33 protein-coding genes are annotated in these 21,065 nt (G+C 55.5%); 32 read left to right on the plus strand and 1 reads right to left on the minus strand.

The window, feature by feature from the left end; translation table 11 throughout:
* The first annotated feature begins 72 nt into the window (after positions 1–72).
* From rpsJ to bfr, 30 genes are all read left to right on the plus strand, one after another.
* A complete protein-coding gene (rpsJ, locus tag BMS17_RS15015) occupies positions 73–384 on the plus strand; it encodes a 30S ribosomal protein S10 (protein WP_003186070.1) in 312 nt (103 codons plus the stop codon).
* A gap of 80 nt (positions 385–464) precedes the next feature.
* Positions 465–1,100, plus strand: coding sequence for a 50S ribosomal protein L3 (rplC, locus tag BMS17_RS15020; RefSeq protein ID WP_003186059.1), 636 nt, complete (start codon positions 465–467; stop codon positions 1,098–1,100).
* Positions 1,101–1,112: 12 nt separating this feature from the next.
* A complete protein-coding gene (gene rplD, locus BMS17_RS15025) occupies positions 1,113–1,715 on the plus strand; it encodes a 50S ribosomal protein L4 (protein WP_007896707.1) in 603 nt (200 codons plus the stop codon).
* The gene (gene rplW / locus BMS17_RS15030; protein WP_002555488.1) at positions 1,712–2,011 is read left to right on the plus strand and encodes a 50S ribosomal protein L23; all 300 of its coding nucleotides are present in this window, start codon (positions 1,712–1,714) and stop codon (positions 2,009–2,011) included. Before rplD ends, rplW begins: the two co-directional genes overlap by 4 nt.
* Positions 2,012–2,025: 14 nt before the next feature.
* A complete protein-coding gene (rplB, locus tag BMS17_RS15035; RefSeq protein WP_003176423.1) occupies positions 2,026–2,850 on the plus strand; it encodes a 50S ribosomal protein L2 in 825 nt (274 codons plus the stop codon).
* Positions 2,851–2,866: 16 nt separating this feature from the next.
* Positions 2,867–3,142: a 30S ribosomal protein S19 gene (rpsS, locus tag BMS17_RS15040; RefSeq protein ID WP_002555486.1), complete on the plus strand. Its 276-nt coding sequence runs from the start codon at positions 2,867–2,869 to the stop codon at positions 3,140–3,142.
* Between the two features lie 11 nt (positions 3,143–3,153).
* Positions 3,154–3,486, plus strand: coding sequence for a 50S ribosomal protein L22 (rplV, locus tag BMS17_RS15045; protein WP_003103908.1), 333 nt, complete (start codon positions 3,154–3,156; stop codon positions 3,484–3,486).
* A 13-nt stretch (positions 3,487–3,499) separates the two neighbouring features.
* Complete coding sequence (rpsC, locus tag BMS17_RS15050) at positions 3,500–4,186, plus strand: 30S ribosomal protein S3 (protein ID WP_003176422.1); 687 nt, start codon at positions 3,500–3,502, stop codon at positions 4,184–4,186.
* 12 nt (positions 4,187–4,198) lie between these two features.
* A complete protein-coding gene (rplP, locus tag BMS17_RS15055; RefSeq protein WP_007943783.1) occupies positions 4,199–4,612 on the plus strand; it encodes a 50S ribosomal protein L16 in 414 nt (137 codons plus the stop codon).
* Positions 4,612–4,803 (plus strand): 50S ribosomal protein L29, encoded by a 192-nt coding sequence (rpmC, locus tag BMS17_RS15060; protein WP_002555481.1) that lies wholly within the window; start codon positions 4,612–4,614, stop codon positions 4,801–4,803. The genes rplP and rpmC overlap by 1 nt, the downstream gene beginning before the upstream one ends.
* Positions 4,804–4,805: 2 nt before the next feature.
* Positions 4,806–5,072: a 30S ribosomal protein S17 gene (gene rpsQ / locus BMS17_RS15065; protein ID WP_003176419.1), complete on the plus strand. Its 267-nt coding sequence runs from the start codon at positions 4,806–4,808 to the stop codon at positions 5,070–5,072.
* A 23-nt stretch (positions 5,073–5,095) separates the two neighbouring features.
* Entirely contained in the window at positions 5,096–5,464 is a 369-nt protein-coding gene (gene rplN / locus BMS17_RS15070; protein ID WP_002555479.1) for a 50S ribosomal protein L14, read from the plus strand.
* Between the two features lie 11 nt (positions 5,465–5,475).
* Complete coding sequence (gene rplX / locus BMS17_RS15075; RefSeq protein ID WP_003176416.1) at positions 5,476–5,790, plus strand: 50S ribosomal protein L24; 315 nt, start codon at positions 5,476–5,478, stop codon at positions 5,788–5,790.
* Between the two features lie 20 nt (positions 5,791–5,810).
* On the plus strand, positions 5,811–6,350 hold the full coding sequence (rplE, locus tag BMS17_RS15080; protein ID WP_003176415.1) for a 50S ribosomal protein L5: 540 nt from the start codon (positions 5,811–5,813) through the stop codon (positions 6,348–6,350).
* Positions 6,351–6,363: 13 nt separating this feature from the next.
* Positions 6,364–6,669, plus strand: a complete 306-nt coding sequence (gene rpsN, locus BMS17_RS15085) for a 30S ribosomal protein S14 (RefSeq protein WP_003176414.1) — start codon at positions 6,364–6,366, stop codon at positions 6,667–6,669.
* A 209-nt stretch (positions 6,670–6,878) separates the two neighbouring features.
* Positions 6,879–7,271 carry a 30S ribosomal protein S8 gene (gene rpsH / locus BMS17_RS15090; protein WP_003186040.1) on the plus strand — a complete coding sequence of 131 codons (393 nt, stop codon included), beginning with the start codon at positions 6,879–6,881 and terminating at the stop codon, positions 7,269–7,271.
* Between the two features lie 12 nt (positions 7,272–7,283).
* The gene (gene rplF / locus BMS17_RS15095; protein ID WP_003176412.1) at positions 7,284–7,817 is read left to right on the plus strand and encodes a 50S ribosomal protein L6; all 534 of its coding nucleotides are present in this window, start codon (positions 7,284–7,286) and stop codon (positions 7,815–7,817) included.
* 10 nt (positions 7,818–7,827) lie between these two features.
* The gene (gene rplR, locus BMS17_RS15100; protein WP_003186037.1) at positions 7,828–8,178 is read left to right on the plus strand and encodes a 50S ribosomal protein L18; all 351 of its coding nucleotides are present in this window, start codon (positions 7,828–7,830) and stop codon (positions 8,176–8,178) included.
* A gap of 3 nt (positions 8,179–8,181) precedes the next feature.
* Positions 8,182–8,682: a 30S ribosomal protein S5 gene (rpsE, locus tag BMS17_RS15105; protein WP_007943782.1), complete on the plus strand. Its 501-nt coding sequence runs from the start codon at positions 8,182–8,184 to the stop codon at positions 8,680–8,682.
* A gap of 2 nt (positions 8,683–8,684) precedes the next feature.
* On the plus strand, positions 8,685–8,861 hold the full coding sequence (gene rpmD / locus BMS17_RS15110; protein WP_003176408.1) for a 50S ribosomal protein L30: 177 nt from the start codon (positions 8,685–8,687) through the stop codon (positions 8,859–8,861).
* A 3-nt stretch (positions 8,862–8,864) separates the two neighbouring features.
* On the plus strand, positions 8,865–9,302 hold the full coding sequence (gene rplO / locus BMS17_RS15115; protein WP_007896782.1) for a 50S ribosomal protein L15: 438 nt from the start codon (positions 8,865–8,867) through the stop codon (positions 9,300–9,302).
* Positions 9,303–10,631, plus strand: coding sequence for a preprotein translocase subunit SecY (gene secY, locus BMS17_RS15120; RefSeq protein WP_003228718.1), 1,329 nt, complete (start codon positions 9,303–9,305; stop codon positions 10,629–10,631).
* Positions 10,632–10,658: 27 nt separating this feature from the next.
* Positions 10,659–10,775 (plus strand): 50S ribosomal protein L36, encoded by a 117-nt coding sequence (gene rpmJ, locus BMS17_RS15125; RefSeq protein ID WP_002555468.1) that lies wholly within the window; start codon positions 10,659–10,661, stop codon positions 10,773–10,775.
* A 130-nt stretch (positions 10,776–10,905) separates the two neighbouring features.
* On the plus strand, positions 10,906–11,262 hold the full coding sequence (gene rpsM, locus BMS17_RS15130) for a 30S ribosomal protein S13 (protein ID WP_003186020.1): 357 nt from the start codon (positions 10,906–10,908) through the stop codon (positions 11,260–11,262).
* A 30-nt stretch (positions 11,263–11,292) separates the two neighbouring features.
* The gene (gene rpsK, locus BMS17_RS15135; protein ID WP_002555466.1) at positions 11,293–11,682 is read left to right on the plus strand and encodes a 30S ribosomal protein S11; all 390 of its coding nucleotides are present in this window, start codon (positions 11,293–11,295) and stop codon (positions 11,680–11,682) included.
* 18 nt (positions 11,683–11,700) lie between these two features.
* Positions 11,701–12,321, plus strand: coding sequence for a 30S ribosomal protein S4 (rpsD, locus tag BMS17_RS15140; RefSeq protein WP_003210056.1), 621 nt, complete (start codon positions 11,701–11,703; stop codon positions 12,319–12,321).
* Positions 12,322–12,343: 22 nt separating this feature from the next.
* A complete protein-coding gene (rpoA, locus tag BMS17_RS15145; protein ID WP_003186012.1) occupies positions 12,344–13,345 on the plus strand; it encodes a DNA-directed RNA polymerase subunit alpha in 1,002 nt (333 codons plus the stop codon).
* Positions 13,346–13,387: 42 nt separating this feature from the next.
* A complete protein-coding gene (rplQ, locus tag BMS17_RS15150; RefSeq protein ID WP_003176402.1) occupies positions 13,388–13,774 on the plus strand; it encodes a 50S ribosomal protein L17 in 387 nt (128 codons plus the stop codon).
* Positions 13,775–13,955: 181 nt separating this feature from the next.
* Entirely contained in the window at positions 13,956–15,410 is a 1,455-nt protein-coding gene (locus tag BMS17_RS15155; protein ID WP_046028856.1) for a catalase, read from the plus strand.
* Positions 15,411–15,559: 149 nt separating this feature from the next.
* Positions 15,560–16,024 carry a bacterioferritin gene (gene bfr / locus BMS17_RS15160; protein WP_046028854.1) on the plus strand — a complete coding sequence of 155 codons (465 nt, stop codon included), beginning with the start codon at positions 15,560–15,562 and terminating at the stop codon, positions 16,022–16,024.
* A gap of 64 nt (positions 16,025–16,088) precedes the next feature.
* On the opposite strand, the gene uvrA is transcribed toward bfr, so the two are convergent.
* On the minus strand, positions 16,089–18,923 hold the full coding sequence (uvrA, locus tag BMS17_RS15165; RefSeq protein WP_077431179.1) for an excinuclease ABC subunit UvrA: 2,835 nt from the start codon (positions 18,921–18,923) through the stop codon (positions 16,089–16,091).
* 191 nt (positions 18,924–19,114) lie between these two features.
* Between uvrA and BMS17_RS15170 the strand changes: the two genes are divergently transcribed.
* Together BMS17_RS15170 and BMS17_RS15175 are read left to right on the plus strand one after the other, a co-directional pair.
* The gene (locus BMS17_RS15170; RefSeq protein WP_046028849.1) at positions 19,115–20,512 is read left to right on the plus strand and encodes an MFS transporter; all 1,398 of its coding nucleotides are present in this window, start codon (positions 19,115–19,117) and stop codon (positions 20,510–20,512) included.
* A 9-nt stretch (positions 20,513–20,521) separates the two neighbouring features.
* Complete coding sequence (locus BMS17_RS15175) at positions 20,522–21,043, plus strand: single-stranded DNA-binding protein (RefSeq protein WP_046028847.1); 522 nt, start codon at positions 20,522–20,524, stop codon at positions 21,041–21,043.
* The last annotated feature ends 22 nt before the right edge of the window (positions 21,044–21,065 follow it).

Consider the following 21,065-nt stretch of genomic DNA (forward strand, 5'->3'; position numbering starts at 1 on the left):
TCTATAGAATTGCGCCTCCTTTTAACGGGCGTATTGCGCTCGGTGGGAATAGCAGCCGGAGTCTGAAATCCAATGCAAAATCAGCAAATCCGTATCAGGTTGAAGGCTTTTGACCATCGCCTGATCGACCAATCCACCCAGGAAATCGTGGAAACCGCGAAACGTACTGGTGCTCAAGTGCGTGGTCCAATTCCACTGCCTACCCGTAAAGAGCGGTTCACCGTTCTGGTCTCCCCGCACGTCAACAAAGACGCGCGTGACCAGTACGAGATCCGTACTCATAAGCGCGTACTGGACATCGTCCAGCCAACGGATAAAACCGTTGATGCTCTTATGAAGCTTGATCTTGCGGCCGGTGTGGAAGTGCAGATCAGCCTCGGCTAAGACTCGGTCTTAGTCGTGTAACGCTCTGAAATGGGCGGCCATAGCGGGTGAAAGCCCCGTACACTCATGAGGTTTACAACATGACTATTGGTGTAGTCGGTCGTAAATGCGGTATGACCCGTATTTTCACCGAAGAAGGTGTCTCCATTCCGGTCACGGTCATTGAGATCGAGCCGAATCGCGTCACCCAGTTCAAAACTGAAGAAACCGATGGCTATCGTGCAGTGCAAGTCACTGTCGGCGAGCGTCGTGCTTCGCGTGTTACAGCTGCTCAAGCTGGCCACTTCGCTAAGGCGAACGTTGCCGCTGGTCGTACCGTAATGGAATTCCGCCTTGAAGAAGGCGAGTACCAGGCCGGCGATCTGATCAACGCTGAAATCTTCGCTGCTGGTCAACTGGTTGATGTAACCGGTCAGTCCAAAGGTAAAGGCTTCCAGGGTACGATCAAGCGTTGGAACTTCCGCGGGCAAGATAATACCCACGGTAACTCCGTGTCCCACCGCGTTCCAGGCTCTATCGGCCAGTGCCAGACTCCTGGTCGTGTATTCAAGGGCAAAAAAATGTCCGGTCATATGGGCGCTGAGCGCGTGACCGTGCAGTCCCTCGAAGTAGTGCGCGTGGACGCTGAACGCAATCTGTTGTTGGTCAAGGGCGCTGTTCCTGGCGCTACTGGCGGCAACTTGGTTGTACGTCCAGCAGCCAAGGCTCGCGGTTAAGGGGAAGCTGACATGCAATTAAATGTAAATGACGCTCAAGCGATCGAAGTTTCCGAACTGACATTTGGCGGCGAATTCAACGAGACGCTGGTTCACCAGGCAGTCGTGGCCTACATGGCTGGCGGTCGTCAGGGTTCCAAGCAGCAAAAGACCCGTTCCGACGTTCGTGGTGGCGGTAAGCGCCCATGGCGTCAGAAAGGTACTGGCCGTGCTCGTGCCGGTACTATCCGTAGCCCAATCTGGCGTGGCGGCGGTACCACTTTCGCAGCTCGTCCTCAGGATCACACCCAGAAGCTGAACAAGAAGATGTATCGCGCAGCAATGCGTTCCATCCTTGCTGAGCTGGTGCGTACTGATCGTCTGGTAGTGGTTCAGGACTTCGCTGTTGATGCACCGAAGACCAAAGATCTGCTGAACAAACTGACCGGCATGGGCTTGACTGACGTCTTGATCGTGTCTGAAGTCGTTGATCAGAACCTGTACCTGGCTGCTCGTAACCTGCCACACGTTGATGTCCGTGACGTGCAAGGTTCCGATCCAGTTAGTCTGATCGCATACGACAAGGTGTTGATCACCGTGTCGGCCGTGAAGAAATTCGAGGAGCTGCTGGGATGAACCAGGAACGCGTATTTAAAGTTCTGCTTGGCCCGCACGTTTCCGAGAAGGCTACGGTTCTGGCTGACAAGAAAGGCCAGTTCGTTTTCAAGGTTGCAACTGACGCAACCAAGCTGGAAATCAAGAAGGCCGTCGAAAGCCTGTTCAGCGTGAAAGTAGAGCGTGTTACTACCCTGAATGTTCTGGGTAAGAGCAAGCGCACTGCTCGCGGTCTGGGCAAGCGTAATGACTGGAAGAAGGCAGTTATCTCCCTTCAGCCAGGCCAAGATCTCGATTTCAGCAGCAGTGCTGAGTAAGGAAGGGGTGCATCATGGCAATCGTTAAATGCAAACCGACTTCCCCTGGCCGCCGTTTTGTGGTCAAGGTGGTCAACCAGGAGCTGCATAAAGGCGCTCCTCACGCACCGCTGCTCGAGAAAAAATCGAAGACTGGTGGTCGTAACAACAATGGTCGTATTACCACTCGTCACATCGGTGGTGGCCATAAGCAGCATTATCGTCTGGTCGATTTCCGTCGCAACGACAAAGATGGCATCTCTGCCACTGTCGAGCGTATTGAATACGATCCAAACCGTACTGCTCACATCGCTCTGCTGCTGTACGCAGATGGCGAGCGTCGCTACATCATTGCCCCTAAAGGCGTGAGTGCTGGTGACCAGCTGATCGCAGGTGCTCTGGCACCGATCAAGCCGGGCAACGCTTTGCAACTGCGTAACATTCCAGTTGGTAGCACCGTACACGGCATCGAATTGAAGCCAGGTAAAGGCGCCCAAATCGCTCGTTCCGCTGGTGCTTCGGCTCAGCTGATCGCTCGTGAAGGTGTCTACGTGACCCTGCGTCTGCGTTCTGGTGAGATGCGTAAAGTGCTGGCTGAATGCCGCGCGACCCTGGGTGAAGTCTCGAACTCCGAGCACAGCCTGCGTTCGCTGGGTAAAGCTGGTGCCAAACGCTGGCGTGGCGTTCGCCCAACCGTTCGTGGTGTTGCCATGAACCCGGTTGACCACCCACATGGTGGTGGTGAAGGTCGTACCTCTGGTGGTCGTCATCCGGTATCGCCATGGGGCTTCCCGACTAAGGGCGCGAAGACTCGTGGTAATAAGCGTACCGACAAAATGATCGTCCGTCGTCGCAAGTAAATAGAGGGATACGACAGTGCCACGTTCTCTGAAAAAAGGTCCTTTTATCGATCTTCACCTACTGAAGAAGATCGAAGTGGCGGCGGAAAAGAATGATCGCAAACCGGTGAAAACCTGGTCGCGTCGTTCGATGATCCTGCCACAAATGGTCGGTTTGACCATCGCAGTACACAACGGTCGTCAACACGTCCCAGTTCTCGTTAACGAAGACATGGTCGGCCACAAACTGGGCGAGTTCGCCGGTACCCGCACTTATCGTGGGCACGTGGCAGACAAGAAAGCCAAGCGTTAAGGGGTTAGGAAATGGAAGTAGCCGCTAAGTTGTCGGGCGCTCGAATCTCCGCCCAGAAAGCCCGCTTGGTCGCCGACCAGATCCGCGGGAAGAAGGTGGGCGAAGCGCTCAACTTGTTGGCTTTCAGCAGTAAGAAAGCCGCCGAGATCATGAAGAAAGTGCTGGAGTCGGCCGTAGCCAACGCCGAGCATAACGAAGGCGCAGACGTTGATGACCTTAAAGTCAGCACCGTTTTCGTCAACGAAGGGCGTTCGCTGAAGCGCATCATGCCGCGTGCCAAAGGCCGTGCTGATCGCATCGTCAAGCGGTCTTGCCATATCACTGTCAAGGTTGCTGACAAGTAACGGAGTCGAAGAGATGGGTCAGAAAGTACATCCCATTGGCATTCGCCTGGGAATCGTCAAGGAGCACACCTCCGTCTGGTACGCAGACGGTCGGACTTATGCGGACTATTTGTTCGCTGATCTGAAGGTGCGTGAGTATCTCCAAGACAAACTAAAAAGCGCGTCCGTAAGCCGTATCGATATCCATCGTCCGGCTCAGACTGCACGTATCACCATCCACACCGCTCGTCCAGGTATTGTTATCGGGAAGAAAGGTGAAGATGTTGAGAAACTGCGTCAGGACCTGACCAAGCAAATGGGTGTGCCTGTGCACATCAATATCGAAGAGATCCGCAAGCCGGAGCTCGACGGTATGCTGGTTGCGCAGAGCGTAGCTCAGCAGCTGGAGCGTCGCGTAATGTTCCGTCGCGCTATGAAGCGCGCTGTTCAGAACGCCATGCGCATTGGTGCCAAAGGCATCAAAATCCAAGTGAGCGGTCGTCTCGGCGGTGCTGAAATCGCACGTACTGAATGGTATCGCGAAGGTCGTGTGCCACTGCACACCCTGCGTGCCGACATCGACTATGCCAACTACGAAGCTCACACCACTTACGGTGTGATCGGTGTAAAGGTTTGGATCTTCAAAGGCGAAGTAATTGGTGGTCGCCAAGAAGAACTGAAACCACAAGCACCAGCGCCTCGTAAAAAAGCTGCTAAGTAAGGGGTACGCCAAATGTTGCAACCAAAGCGTACGAAGTTCCGCAAGCAGATGACAGGCCACAACCGTGGTCTGGCTCAGCGCGGTAGCAAAGTCAGCTTCGGCGAATATGCGCTGAAGTCTGTAGCTCGTGGTCGTCTCACCGCTCGTCAGATCGAGTCAGCGCGTCGTGCTCTGACCCGTCACGTTAAACGTGGCGGCAAGATCTGGATCCGTGTATTCCCGGACAAGCCTATTTCCAAAAAGCCCCTCGAAGTTCGGATGGGTAAAGGTAAGGGTAGTGTGGAGTACTGGGTTGCCCAGATTCAGCCAGGCAAAGTCCTGTATGAAATCGAGGGTGTTTCTGAAGAGCTGGCGCGTGAGGCTTTTGCCCTGGCTGCTGCAAAGCTGCCGCTCGCCACCGCCTTTGTTAAACGGACGGTGATGTGATGAAAGCGAATGAACTTCGTGAAAAATCCGCACAGCAGCTGAACGAGCAACTGCTCGGCTTGCTGCGCGACCAGTTCAATCTGCGTATGCAGAAAGCAACTGGCCAGTTGGGGCAGTCTCATCTGCTCTCGCAAGTTAAGCGTGACATCGCTCGCGTGAAGACTGTGCTCAACCAGCAGGCAGGTAAGTAATCATGGCTGAAGCCGAAAAAACTGTCCGTACGCTGACTGGCCGTGTTGTCAGCGACAAGATGGACAAAACCATCACCGTACTGATCGAGCGTCGCGTTAAGCACCCGATCTACGGTAAATACGTTAAGCGTTCGACTAAGCTGCACGCGCACGACGAAACCAATCAGTGCCACATCGGCGACAAAGTCACTATTCGTGAAACTCGTCCTTTGGCCAAGACCAAGTCTTGGGCGCTGGTTGATGTTCTCGAACGCGCTGTGGAAGTCTAAGGACTAGGGGTCGGAGAAATTATATGATTCAGACTCAATCCATGCTCGATGTGGCCGATAACAGCGGCGCTCGCCGTGTTATGTGCATCAAGGTGCTGGGTGGCTCCCATCGTCGTTACGCTGGTATCGGTGACATCATCAAAGTTACCGTGAAGGAAGCAATTCCTCGCGGTAAAGTGAAAAAAGGCCAAGTGATGACTGCTGTTGTAGTCCGCACTCGTCACGGCGTACGTCGTGCTGATGGCTCCATTATCCGCTTTGATGGCAACGCTGCTGTTCTTCTGAACAACAAGCAAGAGCCGATCGGCACCCGTATCTTTGGGCCAGTGACCCGTGAACTTCGTACTGAGAAGTTCATGAAGATCGTCTCGCTCGCCCCAGAAGTGCTGTAAGGAGATCCGACATGCAAAAGATTCGTCGTGACGACGAGATCATCGTGATCGCCGGCAAAGACAAAGGTAAGCGCGGTAAGGTGCTTAAGGTTCTCGCTAATAACCGTCTGGTTATTGGCGGTCTGAACCTGGTTAAGCGTCATACCAAGCCTAACCCGATGTCGGGCGTACAAGGCGGTATCGTCGAAAAAGAAGCTCCACTGGACGCTTCTAACGTCGCCATTTTCAACGGCGAAACCAACAAGGCTGACCGCGTTGGTTTCAAAGTAGAAGACGGCAAGAAAATTCGTGTCTTCAAGTCGACCCAAAAAGCGGTTGATGCTTGAACACTGCTAGGTAGAAGACCATGGCACGACTAAAAGAGATTTACTGGAAGGAAATCGCACCGAAACTTAAGGAAGAACTTAAGCTTTCGAACGTGATGGAAGTTCCACGCGTTACAAAAATCACCCTGAACATGGGTCTGGGCGAAGCGGTCGGTGACAAAAAAGTCATCGAGCACGCTGTTGCCGACCTGGAAAAGATCACCGGCCAGAAAGTCGTTGTGACCTACGCTCGGAAATCCATCGCTGGCTTTAAAGTCCGTGAAGGTTGGCCGATCGGCGTCAAAGTGACCCTGCGCCGTGAGCGTATGTACGAGTTCCTGGATCGTCTGCTGTCGATCTCCCTGCCTCGGGTTCGCGACTTCCGCGGCCTGAATGCCAAGTCCTTCGATGGTCGTGGTAACTACAGCATGGGCGTTAAAGAGCAGATCATCTTCCCGGAAATCGACTACGACAAGATCGATGCTCTCCGCGGTCTGGACATTACCCTGACCACCACTGCCAAGAACGATGATGAAGGTCGCGCCCTGTTGCGTGCTTTCAAATTCCCGTTCCGCAACTGATTGGAGTAGGAAAATGGCCAAGATGAGCATGAAAAACCGCGAGCTGAAGCGTCAGCTCACGGTTGCCAAGTACGCCAAAAAGCGTGCAGCACTGAAAGCTATCATCGTTGATCTGAACGCAAGTCCAGAAGCACGCTGGGAAGCTACAGTAGCTCTGCAGAAGCAGCCACGTGACGCAAGCGCCTCGCGCATGCGTAACCGCTGCCGCCTGACCGGTCGTCCACACGGCGTTTACCGCAAGTTCGGCCTCGGCCGTAACAAACTGCGTGAAGCTGCAATGCGTGGTGACGTACCTGGTCTGGTTAAAGCCAGCTGGTAAGCACTATCAAAGTCTCGGTGTTCGGGTTCGCAAGATCCTGACCGCCGGTGACCTTGAACTTGAATCAAGCCCCTTTTGGGGCTTGATTCATTTGTGGGGTGTGTCTAGAATACCCGGCTCGCCTGAGCCCGTGCTTTTTCCGCATGGATGAGCTCGGCGACACGTAGTAGCCGCAAGGCTAATTTTTTTGTATTAGGAGCGTCTAGCCCATGAGTATGCAGGACCCGTTAGCGGACATGCTAACTCGAATCCGTAATGCCCAGATGGCTGAAAAGTCCGTCGTAAGCATGCCATCTTCTACTTTGAAGGTAGCTGTTGCCAAAGTCCTGAAGGACGAAGGTTACATTGCGGGTTATCAGATCAGCAGCGAAATCAAACCACTGCTGTCCATCGAGCTGAAGTACTTCGAAGGCCGTCCGGTCATCGAGGAAGTGAAGCGCGTTAGCCGTCCAGGCCTGCGTCAGTACAAGTCCGTCGATGATCTGCCAAAAGTTCGTGGCGGTCTCGGTGTGTCTATCGTCTCCACCAACAAAGGTGTGATGACGGATCGTGCTGCGCGCGCTGCCGGTGTCGGCGGCGAAGTTCTTTGCACTGTGTTCTAAGGGGGGATAAGCATGTCACGCGTCGCTAAGAACCCCGTTAAGCTGCCAGCCGGTGTCGAAGTCAAATTCGCAGGCCAACAGCTTTCGGTGAAGGGTGCCAAGGGCACTCTCGAACTGAACATCCATTCGTCCGTTGAGATCGTTGAAGAAGCTGGTGAGCTGCGTTTCGCTGCTCGCAATGGCGATCAACAAACTCGCGCAATGGCTGGTACCACTCGTGCGTTGGTAAACAACATGGTCCAAGGCGTAAGCCAAGGCTTCGAGCGCAAGCTCCAGCTGGTCGGTGTTGGTTACAAAGCGCAAGCAAAAGGCACAGTGCTGAACCTGGCTCTTGGCTTCTCGCACCCAGTGGATTATGAACTGCCGGAAGGCATCACCGCTGAGACTCCTAGCCAGACCGATATCCTGATCAAGGGCATCGATAAGCAGCTGGTAGGTCAAGTGGCCGCCGAGATCCGCGACTTCCGTCCACCAGAGCCGTACAAAGGCAAAGGTGTGCGCTACGCGGACGAAGTCGTCCGTCGTAAAGAAGCCAAGAAGAAGTAGGGCATAGCAAATGACCGACAAAAAAGTTACTCGACTGCGTCGCGCTCGCAAAGCACGCCTGAAAATGCACGAACTCGAAGTCGTGCGTCTCTGCGTGTTCCGCTCGTCGCAGCACATCTACGCCCAGGTCATTTCGGCCGACGGCAACAAAGTCCTGGCATCTGCCTCGACTTTGGATAAAGAACTGCGTGATGGCGCCACTGGCAACATCGACGCGGCCACTAAGGTTGGCCAGCTGGTCGCTACGCGTGCTAAAGCCGCTGGCGTCTCGCAGGTGGCTTTCGACCGCTCTGGCTTCAAGTACCACGGTCGCGTCAAGGCGCTGGCTGATGCTGCTCGTGAAGCTGGGCTGGAGTTCTAAGTTATGTCAAATAACGACCAAAAGCGCGACGAAGGCTACATCGAGAAGCTGGTTCAAGTTAACCGCGTAGCCAAAACCGTTAAAGGCGGCCGTATCTTCACTTTCACCGCGTTGACCGTGGTTGGTGATGGTAAAGGGCGTGTTGGCTTCGGCCGTGGCAAGTCGCGTGAAGTGCCTGCTGCGATCCAGAAGGCAATGGAAGCTGCTCGCCGCAACATGATCCAAGTTGATCTGAACGGCACCACTCTGCAGTACGCAATGAAGTCCGGTCACGGCGCTTCGAAGGTGTACATGCAGCCTGCTTCTGAAGGTACCGGTATCATCGCTGGCGGCGCTATGCGTGCTGTCCTCGAAGTTGCTGGCGTTCAGAACGTTCTGGCCAAGTGCTACGGCTCGACTAACCCGGTAAACGTGGTTCACGCCACTTTCAAAGGTTTGAAAGCTATGCAGTCTCCTGAATCCATTGCCGCCAAGCGTGGTAAAAGCGTCAAGGAGATCTTCTGATCATGGCTACCGTTAAAGTTACGCTGATCAAAAGCATGACCGGCCGTATCCCTAACCACAAACTGTGCGTTAAGGGTCTTGGTCTGCGTCGCATCGGTCACACTGTAGAAGTCCAGGATACTCCCGAGAATCGCGGGATGATCAACAAGGCTTACTACATGCTGCGTGTCGAGGGTTAATCGATGAAACTCAATGATCTGAGTCCAGCGCCGGGTTCCCGTCGCGAAAAGCATCGTCCGGGCCGTGGTATCGGTAGTGGTTTGGGCAAGACCGGTGGCCGTGGCCACAAAGGTCAGTCCTCCCGCTCCGGTGGCACCATTGCTCCAGGCTTTGAAGGCGGTCAACAGCCGCTGCATCGTCGCCTGCCGAAGTTCGGTTTCGTTTCCCTGAAAGCCATGGATCGCGCAGAAGTGCGTTTGTCCGAGCTGGCTAAAGTGGAAGGCGACATCGTCACCGTGCAGTCCCTGAAAGATGCCAACGTGATCAACGTCAACGTACAGCGTGTGAAAATCATGCTGTCCGGCGAAGTTACTCGCGCTGTCACCATCGGAAAGGGAATCGGCGCCACCAAAGGTGCGCGTGCGGCTATCGAAGCAGCTGGCGGCAAGTTCGAGGAATAAATGGCTAAGCAAGGTGCTCTCTCTGCGCTCGGCAAAGGCGGTATGTCTGAACTCTGGGCTCGTCTGCGTTTTCTGTTCCTGGCGATTATCGTCTACCGAATAGGCGCACACATCCCGGTTCCAGGTATCAACCCGGACCGACTCGCGGACCTGTTTCGACAGAATGAGGGGACCATTCTTAGCTTGTTCAACATGTTTTCCGGTGGCGCGCTGGAACGGATGAGCATCTTTGCACTGGGGATCATGCCGTACATTTCGGCATCGATCATCATGCAACTGATGACCGCCGTCAGCCCGCAGCTGGAGCAGTTGAAGAAGGAAGGTGAAGCTGGCCGTCGCAAGATCAGCCAGTACACCCGCTACGGCACTGTCGTCCTCGCTCTCGTTCAGGCAATTGGCATGTCCATTGGTCTGGCGGGGCAGGGCGTTGCGTTCACTGGTGACTTTGGCTTCCATTTCGTCGCGGTATCCACTTTTGTGGCTGGTGCGATGTTCATGATGTGGCTGGGTGAGCAGATTACTGAGCGTGGTGTTGGCAACGGTATCTCGATGTTGATTTTTTCGGGTATCGTCGCCGGTCTTCCGAGAGCGATCGGGCAGTCTTTCGAGTCTGCACGTCAGGGCGATATCAACATCTTCGCCTTGGTTGCCATCGGTTTGCTGGCAGTAGCGATTATCGGTTTCGTGGTGTTCATTGAGCGTGGTCAGCGTCGTATTGCTGTTCACTACGCCAAGCGTCAGCAGGGCCGTAAGGTCTTTGCTGCGCAGACTAGCCACTTGCCGCTGAAGGTGAACATGGCCGGTGTTATTCCGGCCATTTTCGCGAGCAGCATTTTGCTGTTCCCGGCTTCGTTGGGTGCCTGGTTCGGTCAGTCTGAAGGTATGGGCTGGTTGCAGGACATCTCGCAGTCGATCGCTCCTGGTCAGCCGTTGAATATTCTGCTGTTTAGTGCAGGGATTATTTTCTTCTGCTTCTTCTATACGGCGTTGATGTTCAATCCGAAAGACGTAGCGGAAAACCTGAAGAAGTCCGGTGCCTTTATTCCGGGCATCCGTCCAGGTGAGCAGTCTGCGCGCTACATTGATGGCGTTCTGACTCGCTTGACCATGTTCGGTGCTCTTTACATGACGGCCGTGTGCCTGTTGCCCCAGTTCCTGGTGGTTGCAGCAAACGTACCGTTCTACCTTGGCGGGACCTCGTTGCTGATCGTCGTCGTGGTTGTGATGGACTTCATGTCCCAAGTACAATCGCACCTCGTTTCGCACCAGTACGAATCCCTGATGAAGAAAGCCAACCTGAAGGGTTACGGCAGCGGCATGTTGCGCTGAGTACCCATAAGGTTCGAGGAGTTGGTGATGAAAGTTCGTGCATCGGTGAAAAAGCTGTGCCGTAACTGCAAGATTATTCGCCGCGAAGGTGTTGTTCGAGTAATTTGCAGCGCGGAACCGCGTCACAAACAGCGCCAAGGCTGAGTGTGATTGTGCTTCAAGCCCGGTAGCTAGTGCGCTACCGGGTTGATTATTTGTTATTACAGCGATATTATCTCGCGCCCTATTTCTTGGCTTCCGGGGCGTAGGTAGCTGTCAATTGGAGTCCCACTGAATGGCCCGTATTGCAGGCGTTAACATTCCAGATAACAAGCATACTGTTATCTCGCTGACCTACATCTATGGTGTTGGTCGCACTACTGCACAGAAGATCTGTGCAGTGACTGGGGTAAACCCAGCCGCAAAGATCAAAGATCTGAGCGACGAGCAGATTGAACAGCTGCGTGGCGAAGTGGCGAAGTTCACCACTGAAGGTGACCTGCGTCGCGAAATCAACATGAAAATCAAGCGTTTGATGGACCTCGGTTGCTATCGCGGTCTGCGTCATCGTCGTGGTCTTCCAGTACGCGGTCAGCGTACCAAGACTAACGCGCGTACCCGTAAAGGTCCGCGTAAGCCGATCCGCAAGTAATCGCCCCAGCGAATCGACAGGAAATTAATCATGGCTAAACCTGCTGCTCGTCCTCGTAAAAAAGTTAAAAAGACAGTGGTTGATGGCATCGCCCACATCCATGCATCTTTTAACAACACAATCGTGACCATCACCGACCGTCAAGGCAACGCTCTTTCCTGGGCTACCTCCGGTGGTTCGGGTTTCCGCGGTTCCCGCAAGTCCACCCCGTTTGCTGCTCAAGTAGCTGCTGAACGTGCTGGCCAAGCTGCGCTGGAATACGGTCTGAAAAACCTCGACGTTAACGTCAAAGGTCCAGGCCCAGGTCGTGAATCCGCAGTCCGCGCTTTGAACGGCTGTGGCTACAAGATCGCCAGCATCACCGACGTGACGCCAATCCCGCACAACGGGTGCCGTCCGCCGAAGAAGCGCCGCGTGTAATCCAGGAGATTGTAAAGAATGGCTCGTTACATTGGTCCAAAATGCAAACTCGCTCGTCGCGAAGGCACCGATCTCTTTCTGAAGAGCGGCGTGCGCGCGATCGAATCGAAGTGCAACATTGAAGCAGCACCTGGTATCCACGGCCAACGCCGCGGTCGCCAGTCCGATTACGGCACCCAACTGCGTGAAAAGCAGAAGGTCCGTCGTATCTACGGCGTTCTCGAGCGTCAATTCAGCGGCTACTATAAAGAAGCTGCTGGCAAGAAAGGTGCAACCGGTGAAAACCTGCTGCAACTGCTCGAATGCCGTTTGGACAACGTTGTATACCGTATGGGTTTTGGCTCTACTCGTGCCGAATCCCGTCAGCTGGTATCGCACAAATCCGTCAGCGTTAACGGTCAGACCGTAAACGTACCGTCTTACCAGGTTCGTGCTGGTGATGTGGTCGCGATTCGCGAGAAAGCAAAGAACCAACTTCGCATTGTCCAAGCTCTCGATCTGTGTGCCCAACGTGGCCGCGTAGAATGGGTAGAAGTAGACACTGAGAAGAAGTCGGGCGTTTTCAAGAACGTTCCAGCTCGCAGTGATCTGTCCGCCGACATCAACGAAAGCCTGATTGTCGAGCTCTACTCCAAGTAAGGGCTAGAAAATAGGTGCATCCATGCAGATTTCGGTAAATGAGTTCCTGACACCCCGCCACATTGATGTGCAGGTTGTCAGTCCAACCCGCGCCAAGATCACTCTCGAGCCTCTCGAGCGTGGTTTCGGCCACACCCTGGGCAACGCGCTGCGCCGCATCCTGTTGTCCTCAATGCCCGGCTGTGCAGTAGTCGAGGCCGAGATTGACGGTGTACTCCATGAGTACAGCGCCATCGAAGGCGTACAGGAAGACGTAATTGAAATCCTGTTGAACCTTAAAGGTCTGGCTATCAAGCTGCACGGTCGTGACGAAGTTACGCTGACCTTGTCGAAGAAGGGTTCGGGGGTGGTTACCGCTGCCGATATTCAGCTGGATCATGATGTCGAGATCGTTAACCCCGATCACGTAATCGCTAACCTGGCGTCTAACGGCGCCCTGAACATGAAGCTCACCGTAGCTCGTGGTCGTGGTTATGAACCGGCAGACTCGCGTCAGAGCGATGAAGACGAAAGCCGCAGCATCGGTCGCTTGCAGCTTGACTCTTCGTTCAGCCCGGTTCGCCGTATCGCATACGTGGTGGAAAACGCCCGTGTCGAGCAGCGTACTAACCTGGACAAGCTGGTTATTGATCTGGAAACCAACGGTACTCTGGATCCTGAAGAGGCTATCCGCCGCGCTGCAACCATTCTGCAACAGCAGTTGGCTGCGTTCGTCGACCTCAAAGGTGACAGTGAGCCAGTGGTTGTTGAGCAGGAAGACGAGATCGATCCGATCCTGCTTCGCCCGGTTGACGATCTGGAACTGACTGTACGTTCGGCTAACTGCCTTAAGGCGGAAAACATCTACTACATCGGTGACCTGATTCAGCGTACCGAAGTAGAGCTGTTGAAGACTCCGAACCTTGGCAAGAAATCCTTGACTGAAATCAAGGACGTTCTGGCCTCCCGCGGTCTGTCCCTCGGCATGCGCCTCGACAACTGGCCGCCTGCAAGTCTTAAGAAGGACGACAAGGCGACTGCCTGATCGTCGTAATCACCGAACGTCGTGTTTGGTAAGGAATGAACCATGCGTCATCGTAAAAGTGGTCGTCACCTGAGCCGCACTAGCTCGCACCGCAAGGCCATGTTTCAAAACATGGCAGTGTCGCTGTTCGAGCACGAGCTGATCAAAACTACACTGCCGAAAGCTAAAGAACTGCGTCGCGTTGCTGAGCCGCTGATCACTTTGGCCAAGACAGACAGCCTGGCTAACCGCCGTCTGGCTTTCGACCGTACTCGTTCGAAAGCTATCGTTGGTAAGCTCTTCAACGACCTGGGCAAGCGTTACGCTACCCGTGAGGGTGGCTACCTGCGCATCCTCAAGTGCGGCTTCCGCGCTGGCGACAACGCGCCTATGGCGTACGTCGAGTTGGTTGATCGTGCTACTGCTGGCGAAGCTGTATCCGCCGAGTAAGACGTCAGTCTGAAACAAAGAACCGGGCCTAGTGCCCGGTTTTTTGTGTGCGGTCGAAAGTATGTTAGAAATTTTCTATCGATTACAAAATGTTAATGAATTTGTAGGTGTAACGTGGGTGAGCAATACTCCTTTTCAGCCGATTAGCCGGCAGTGAAAGACTGACAAAGGAAGAGATCGCATGAGCCAAAGTAAAACGCTTACCACCGCCAGTGGCGCTCCTGTCGCCGATAACCAGAATTCTCGCTCCGCCGGCCCTCGTGGCCCGCTGCTGCTCGACGATTTTCACCTGATCGAGAAGCTCGCCCATTTCAACCGTGAAAACATCCCTGAGCGTCGCGTGCACGCTAAAGGTTCGGGCGCCTACGGAACGTTCACCGTAACGCGTGATATCACCCAATACACCAGCGCTAAACTGTTCGAGTCCGTGGGCAAGCAAACCCCGACGTTCCTGCGGTTTTCCACTGTTGGTGGTGAGCGTGGTTCGGCCGACACTGAGCGCGATCCACGTGGCTTCGCCCTGAAGTTCTATACCGAGGAAGGCAACTGGGACATCGTCGGCAACAACACGCCCGTTTTCTTCATTCGCGATCCTTTGAAATTCCCCGACTTTATTCACACTCAAAAACGCTTGCCGCAAAGCAATCTGAAAAGTGCGCAGATGATGTGGGATTTCTGGTCGCACTCACCCGAGGCGTTGCACCAGGTCACGATCCTGTTCTCGGATCGCGGCATTCCTGACGGTTACCGTCACATGCATGGCTTCGGCAGTCACACCTACAGCCTGATCAACGCCAGCGGCGAGCGGCATTGGGTGAAGTGGCACTACAAGACTCAGCAAGGGATCAAGAACCTCGCTCCGGCAGATGCTGCACGCCTGGCGGGCACTGATCCGGATTACGCCCAGCGTGACCTGTTTGGTGCAATCGAGCGCGGAGACTTCCCCAAATGGCGTGTTTGCATCCAGATTATGTCTGAGGCTCAGGCAGCAGAGCATTACGAGAACCCGTTCGATGTGACCAAGACCTGGTCGCAGAAAGAGTTTCCACTGATTGAAGTAGGCGAATTGGAGCTCAATCGCAATCCGCAGAACTACTTTGCTGAGGTCGAGCAAGCGGCGTTTGGTCCGAGCAACATGGTGCCGGGTGTCGGTCTGTCGCCTGATCGCATGCTGCAAGGTCGCGTATTCGCCTACGCGGATGCTCACCGCTACCGTGTTGGCACCAATCACCAGCAACTGCCGGTGAATGCGCCTCGCAGTCCGGTGAACAGCTACCAGCGTGATGGTTCGATGGCGTTTGGCAGCAACGGCGGTGCAACGCCTAACTATGAGCCGAACAGCTATGTCGCTTCGCCGAAGCAAGCGCCTCATTATGCAGAGCCGCCGTTGGTGCTGAGCGGGGCGGCTGATCGCTACGATCACCGCGAAGATACCGACTACTACAGCCATGCCGGTGCGTTGTTCCGTTTAATGAGCGATGAGCAGAAAAGGCTGCTGGTCAGCAATATTGCCGGCGCAATGGCTGGGGTTTCCAGCGATGTGGTTGACCGTCAATTGCAGCATTTCTACAAAGCCGATCCTGCGTATGGAGAAGCAATCGCAAAGCTGCTCAACGTACAGCTTAACGAAGTCTAAATGAGAAGCAGAACCGCCCTCGATTGGGCGGTTTTTGCGTTATTTAAACCACTTTTCTCAGAATATCTTCGCTTTTATCGCGCAAACGGAGTGACCAATCAGTCGTCGTGGTTCAAACTACAGACTTTCAAGCAGGGAGATGTAGGGCGATGCAAGGCCACCCAGACGTAATCGATTACCTCAACACGTTGCTGACTGGCGAACTGGCGGCACGTGATCAATATTTCGTCCATTCGCGGATGTATGAGGACTGGGGTTTCACCAAGCTCTACGAACGTATCAATCACGAGATGGAAGAAGAGGCGGGGCATGCGGATGCCCTGATGCGCCGTATCCTGATGCTCGAAGGCACGCCGCGCATGCGTCCCGACGACCTTGATGTCGGCACCACCGTGTCGGAGATGCTCGCCGCTGACCTGCGCCTGGAATACAAAGTCCGCGCCGCACTCTGCAAGGGCATCAAGCTCTGCGAGCAGCACAAGGACTATGTCAGCCGCGAGATGCTGCGGATCCAGTTACATGACACCGAAGAAGATCACACCTACTGGCTTGAAAAGCAGATGGGTCTGATCAAGTTGATCGGTCTCGAGAACTACCTGCAATCCCACGCCTGATTGCACCGATATAAAAAAGCCCCTGTCACTGAGTCAGTGACAGGGGCTTTTTTTCGAGCCGGATTCAGGCTCGATCACGCTCCAGCAGCGGTTTGAGGTAGAAGCCGGTATGCGACTGCTTCATCTCGGCGACTTCTTCCGGTGTCCCGACGGCAATGATCTGCCCGCCCTTGGAACCGCCCTCCGGCCCCAGGTCCACCAGCCAGTCAGCGGTCTTGATCACGTCGAGGTTATGCTCGATTACCACCACGGTGTTGCCGTGGTCGCGAAGGCGGTGCAGCACATCCAGCAATTGCTGAATGTCCGCGAAGTGCAGACCGGTCGTAGGCTCATCGAGGATATACAGCGTCTTGCCGGTATCGCGCTTGGACAGTTCGCGGGACAGCTTGACCCGCTGCGCCTCACCACCGGACAGCGTGGTCGCCGATTGCCCCAGCTTGATGTACGACAAGCCCACGTCCATCAGTGTCTGAAGTTTGCGTGCCAGGGCTGGAACCGCATCGAAGAACACCCGGGCTTCCTCGATGGTCATCTCGAGGGTTTCGTGGATGCTCTTGCCCTTGTACTTGATCTCCAGTGTTTCACGGTTGTAGCGCTTGCTTTTGCAGACGTCGCACGGGACATAGATGTCTGGCAGGAAGTGCATTTCCACCTTGATCAAACCGTCGCCCTGGCAGGCCTCGCAACGTCCGCCTTTCACGTTGAAGGAGAAGCGTCCCGGGCCGTAACCCCGTGAACGAGACTCCGGCACACCGGCAAACAGCTCACGAATCGGCGTGAACAGACCGGTGTAAGTCGCCGGGTTGGAGCGTGGTGTACGACCGATTGGGCTTTGGTCGATGTCGACGACCTTATCCAGATGCTCCAGGCCCTTGATGCTGTCGTGAGCGGCAGCTTCAAGCGTTGTTGCGCCGTTGAGCGCCGTTGCGCTCAACGGGAAGAGCGTGTTGTTGATCAGTGTCGATTTGCCAGAGCCCGATACACCGGTCACGCAGGTCAACAGGCCAATCGGAATTTCCAGGTCAACGTCGCGCAAGTTGTTACCGCGAGCGCCCTTGAGCGACAACGACAGTTTCTTGTTACGCGGTGTGCGTTTGGCCGGAACAGCAATCTTCACCCGACCCGACAAGTACTTGCCAGTCAATGAATCCGGGTGAGCCATGACCTCGGCCGGTGTACCTTCGGCGACAATATAGCCACCGTGTACGCCAGCGCCCGGACCGATGTCCACCACGTAGTCGGCCAGGCGAATCGCATCTTCATCGTGCTCGACCACGATCACCGTGTTGCCGATGTCGCGCAGGTGCTTGAGCGTCCCGAGCAACCGATCGTTATCGCGTTGGTGCAGGCCAATCGACGGTTCATCGAGGATGTACAGAACCCCCACCAGGCCGGCACCAATCTGGCTGGCCAGGCGAATCCGCTGGGCCTCGCCGCCGGACAATGTGTCCGCACTGCGATCCAGCGAAAGATAGTCGAGGCCCACGTTCACCAGAAACTGCAGGCGTTCGCGGATTTCCTTGAGGATCTTGTCGGCAATTTCGCCGCGACGGCCTGTCAGCTTCAGAACCTCGAAATACTCGCAGGCATCCCCGATCGGCAGATTGGTCACTGCGGGCAGCGTCTTCTCGCCTACCCACACGTGCCGGGCTTCACGCCGCAGGCGCGTGCCCCGGCAGTCCGGGCACGACTGGGTGCTGAGGAATTTGGCCAGCTCTTCACGCACCGAAGCAGACTCGGTTTCGCGATAGCGGCGCTCAAGGTTCGGCACGATGCCTTCAAACGGATGAGAGCGTTTGACGATGTCGCCACGGTCGTTCAGGTATTTGAAGTCGACGTTTTGCGAGCCGCTACCATGCAGGATGAATTTCTGTTGGTCGGCCGGCAGTTCGTTGAATGGCACTTCCAGGCTGAATTTGTAGTGGGACGCCAACGACCCGAGCATCTGGAAGTAATAGACGTTGCGCCTGTCCCAGCCGCGAATCGCGCCCTCGGCCAGTGTCAGCTCGCCATTCACCAATCGCTTGATGTCGAAAAACTGCTTCACACCCAGGCCGTCGCAGGTCGGGCAAGCGCCGGCCGGGTTGTTGAAGGAGAACAGCTTGGGTTCGAGCTCACTGATGGCGTGGCCGCAAATCGGGCAGGCGAAGCGCGCGGAGAAGATCATTTCTTCACCCGGTTCGTCGTCCATCGGCGCAACCAGCGCAATGCCGTCAGCCAGTTTCAGTGCGGTTTCGAACGATTCGGCCAGGCGCTGTTGCAGATCGGCGCGAACCTTGAAACGGTCGACCACGACATCGATCGAATGCTTCTTCTGTTTATCCAGCTTGGGCAATTCGTCCAGCTCGCAGAGCCGGCCATTGACCCGGGCCCGGACAAAACCCTGGGCGCGCAGTTCTTCGAAGACCGACAGATGCTCGCCTTTGCGCTCGCGGATGACCGGGGCCAGCAACATCAGTTTGCTGCCCTCCGGTTGGGCGAGGACCAGGTCAACCATCTGGCTGACAGTTTGCGCTTCCAGTGGGATGTCGTGATCCGGGCAGCGCGGAATACCCACGCGCGCATACAGCAGACGCAGGTAGTCGTAGATTTCGGTGATGGTGCCGACCGTCGAGCGCGGGTTGTGCGAGGTCGACTTCTGTTCGATGGAAATGGCCGGCGACAAACCTTCGATGGTGTCGACGTCAGGCTTTTCCATCATCGACAAAAACTGCCGGGCATAGGCCGACAGCGATTCGACATAGCGACGCTGGCCTTCGGCGTACAGCGTGTCGAATGCCAGGGACGATTTGCCCGACCCGGACAGGCCGGTGATGACGATCAGCTTGTCCCGTGGCAGGGTCAGGTCGATGTTCTTCAGGTTGTGGGTCCGGGCCCCACGAATCAGGATCTTGTCCAAAGTGGCCTCGCTTGGCGGGCGTCGAAAACGTAGGAGTATACGGCCAAATACTGGATGGATGCACACTATCAAACGAGTGGATGATTGTCTTAGATGAAGAGTCTGTCAGCAGAACGCGTCAAAGCGTCGCGATATACCCTGTCAATCGATGGGACTGGTAGAATCGCGGCCGGTTCACATGAGGTTTTTCCATGCACGATCCCCACAGCGAACGCATGAGTGGCAGTGAGACCCGCGCAGCAAGCGGTCTGGCCCTGGTGTTCGCATTCCGTATGCTTGGCATGTTCATGGTGTTGCCGGTACTGGCGACCTATGGGATGGATCTGGCAGGTGCAACACCGGCCCTCATCGGGTTGGCGATTGGCGCTTACGGCCTGACCCAGGCGATCTTCCAGATTCCTTTCGGCATCATTTCCGACCGCATTGGTCGCCGCCCGGTGATTTACCTGGGGCTGATCGTCTTCGCGCTCGGCAGTGTGCTGGCGGCCAATGCCGATTCGATCTGGGGCGTTATCGCCGGGCGAATCCTGCAGGGCGCGGGGGCGATTTCTGCCGCCGTCATGGCCTTGCTGTCAGACCTGACCCGCGAGCAGCATCGGACCAAAGCCATGGCCATGATCGGCATGACGATCGGTTTGTCGTTCGCGGTCGCCATGGTCGTAGGACCGTTGCTGACCCGTGCCTTCGGCCTGTCCGGATTGTTCCTCGCCACGGGTGGCATGGCGCTGTTCGGTATCGTGATCGTGATGTTCATGGTGCCAAAGTCCACCGGCCCGTTGCAGCACCGAGAGTCGGGTGTCGCGCGTCAGGCGCTGTTACCGACGCTCAAACATCCGGACCTGTTGCGCCTGGACCTGGGCATTTTTGTGTTGCACGCGATGTTGATGTCGAGCTTCGTCGCGTTGCCTTTGGCGCTGGTTGAAAAAGCCGGTTTGCCTAAAGAGCAGCACTGGTGGGTCTACCTGACAGCTCTGCTGATTTCTTTCTTCGCCATGATTCCGTTCATTATCTACGGCGAGAAGAAACGCAAAATGAAACGAGTTTTATTGGGCGCAGTGCTGACGCTGATGCTCACTGAGCTATTCTTCTGGCAGTTTGGCGATAGCCTGCGGGCTCTGGTGATCGGGACGGTGGTGTTTTTCACCGCGTTCAATCTGCTGGAAGCTTCGTTGCCATCGCTGATCAGCAAGGTTTCACCAGCAGGCGGCAAGGGCACGGCGATGGGGGTTTATTCCACCAGTCAGTTCCTCGGTTCGGCACTGGGCGGTATCCTCGGCGGCTGGATGTTTCAGCATGGCGGTTTGTCGGTTGTATTCCTGGGATGTGCCGGGCTGGCTGCACTTTGGTTGGCCTTTGCTGTTACCATGCGTGAACCTCCCTATGTGACGAGCCTGCGCTTGCCGTTGTCGCCCGAAGCGATTCGTGAAGCTGGCCTGATCGAGCGCCTGAAGGCCGTTACTGGGGTTACCGATGCAATTGTCGTTGCCGATGAAGCCGCCATTTACATCAAATTGGACACAGAATTATTGGATCGCAACACGCTTGAGCGTCTGGTGAACAACCCGGCCGCGACAGCGTGCGAAGCCTAGGAGAACGCAATGGCCCGTGGGGTTAACAAAGTCATATTGGTCGGTACTTGCGGCCAGGATCCTGAAGTTCGTTACCTGCCAAATGGCAACGCCGTGACCAACCTGAGTCTGGCGACCAGCGAACAATGGACCGACAAGCAAACCGGTCAGAAGGTCGAGAAGACCGAATGGCACCGTGTGTCGATGTTCGGCAAGGTTGCCGAAATCGCCGGCGAATACCTGCGTAAAGGTTCGCAGGTATACATCGAAGGCAAGCTGCAGACCCGCGAGTGGGAAAAAGACGGTATCAAGCGTTACACCACTGAAATCGTGGTCGACATGCAAGGCACCATGCAACTGCTGGGCGGCCGTCCACAACAGGGCGACCAACAAGGCGGTGGCAACAACTACCAGCAATCCGCTCCGGCCCCACGCCAACAGGCGCCGCGTCCACAGCAGTCGGCGCCACAACAGTCGCGTCCGGCTCCACAGCAAGCCGCACCGCAACCGGCTCCGGATTTCGACAGCTTTGATGACGATATCCCGTTCTGATCCGTAGCTTTTTCAGAACCGT

It is taken from the genome of Pseudomonas sp. C9, assembly GCF_002000165.1.
Taxonomy (GTDB): domain Bacteria; phylum Pseudomonadota; class Gammaproteobacteria; order Pseudomonadales; family Pseudomonadaceae; genus Aquipseudomonas.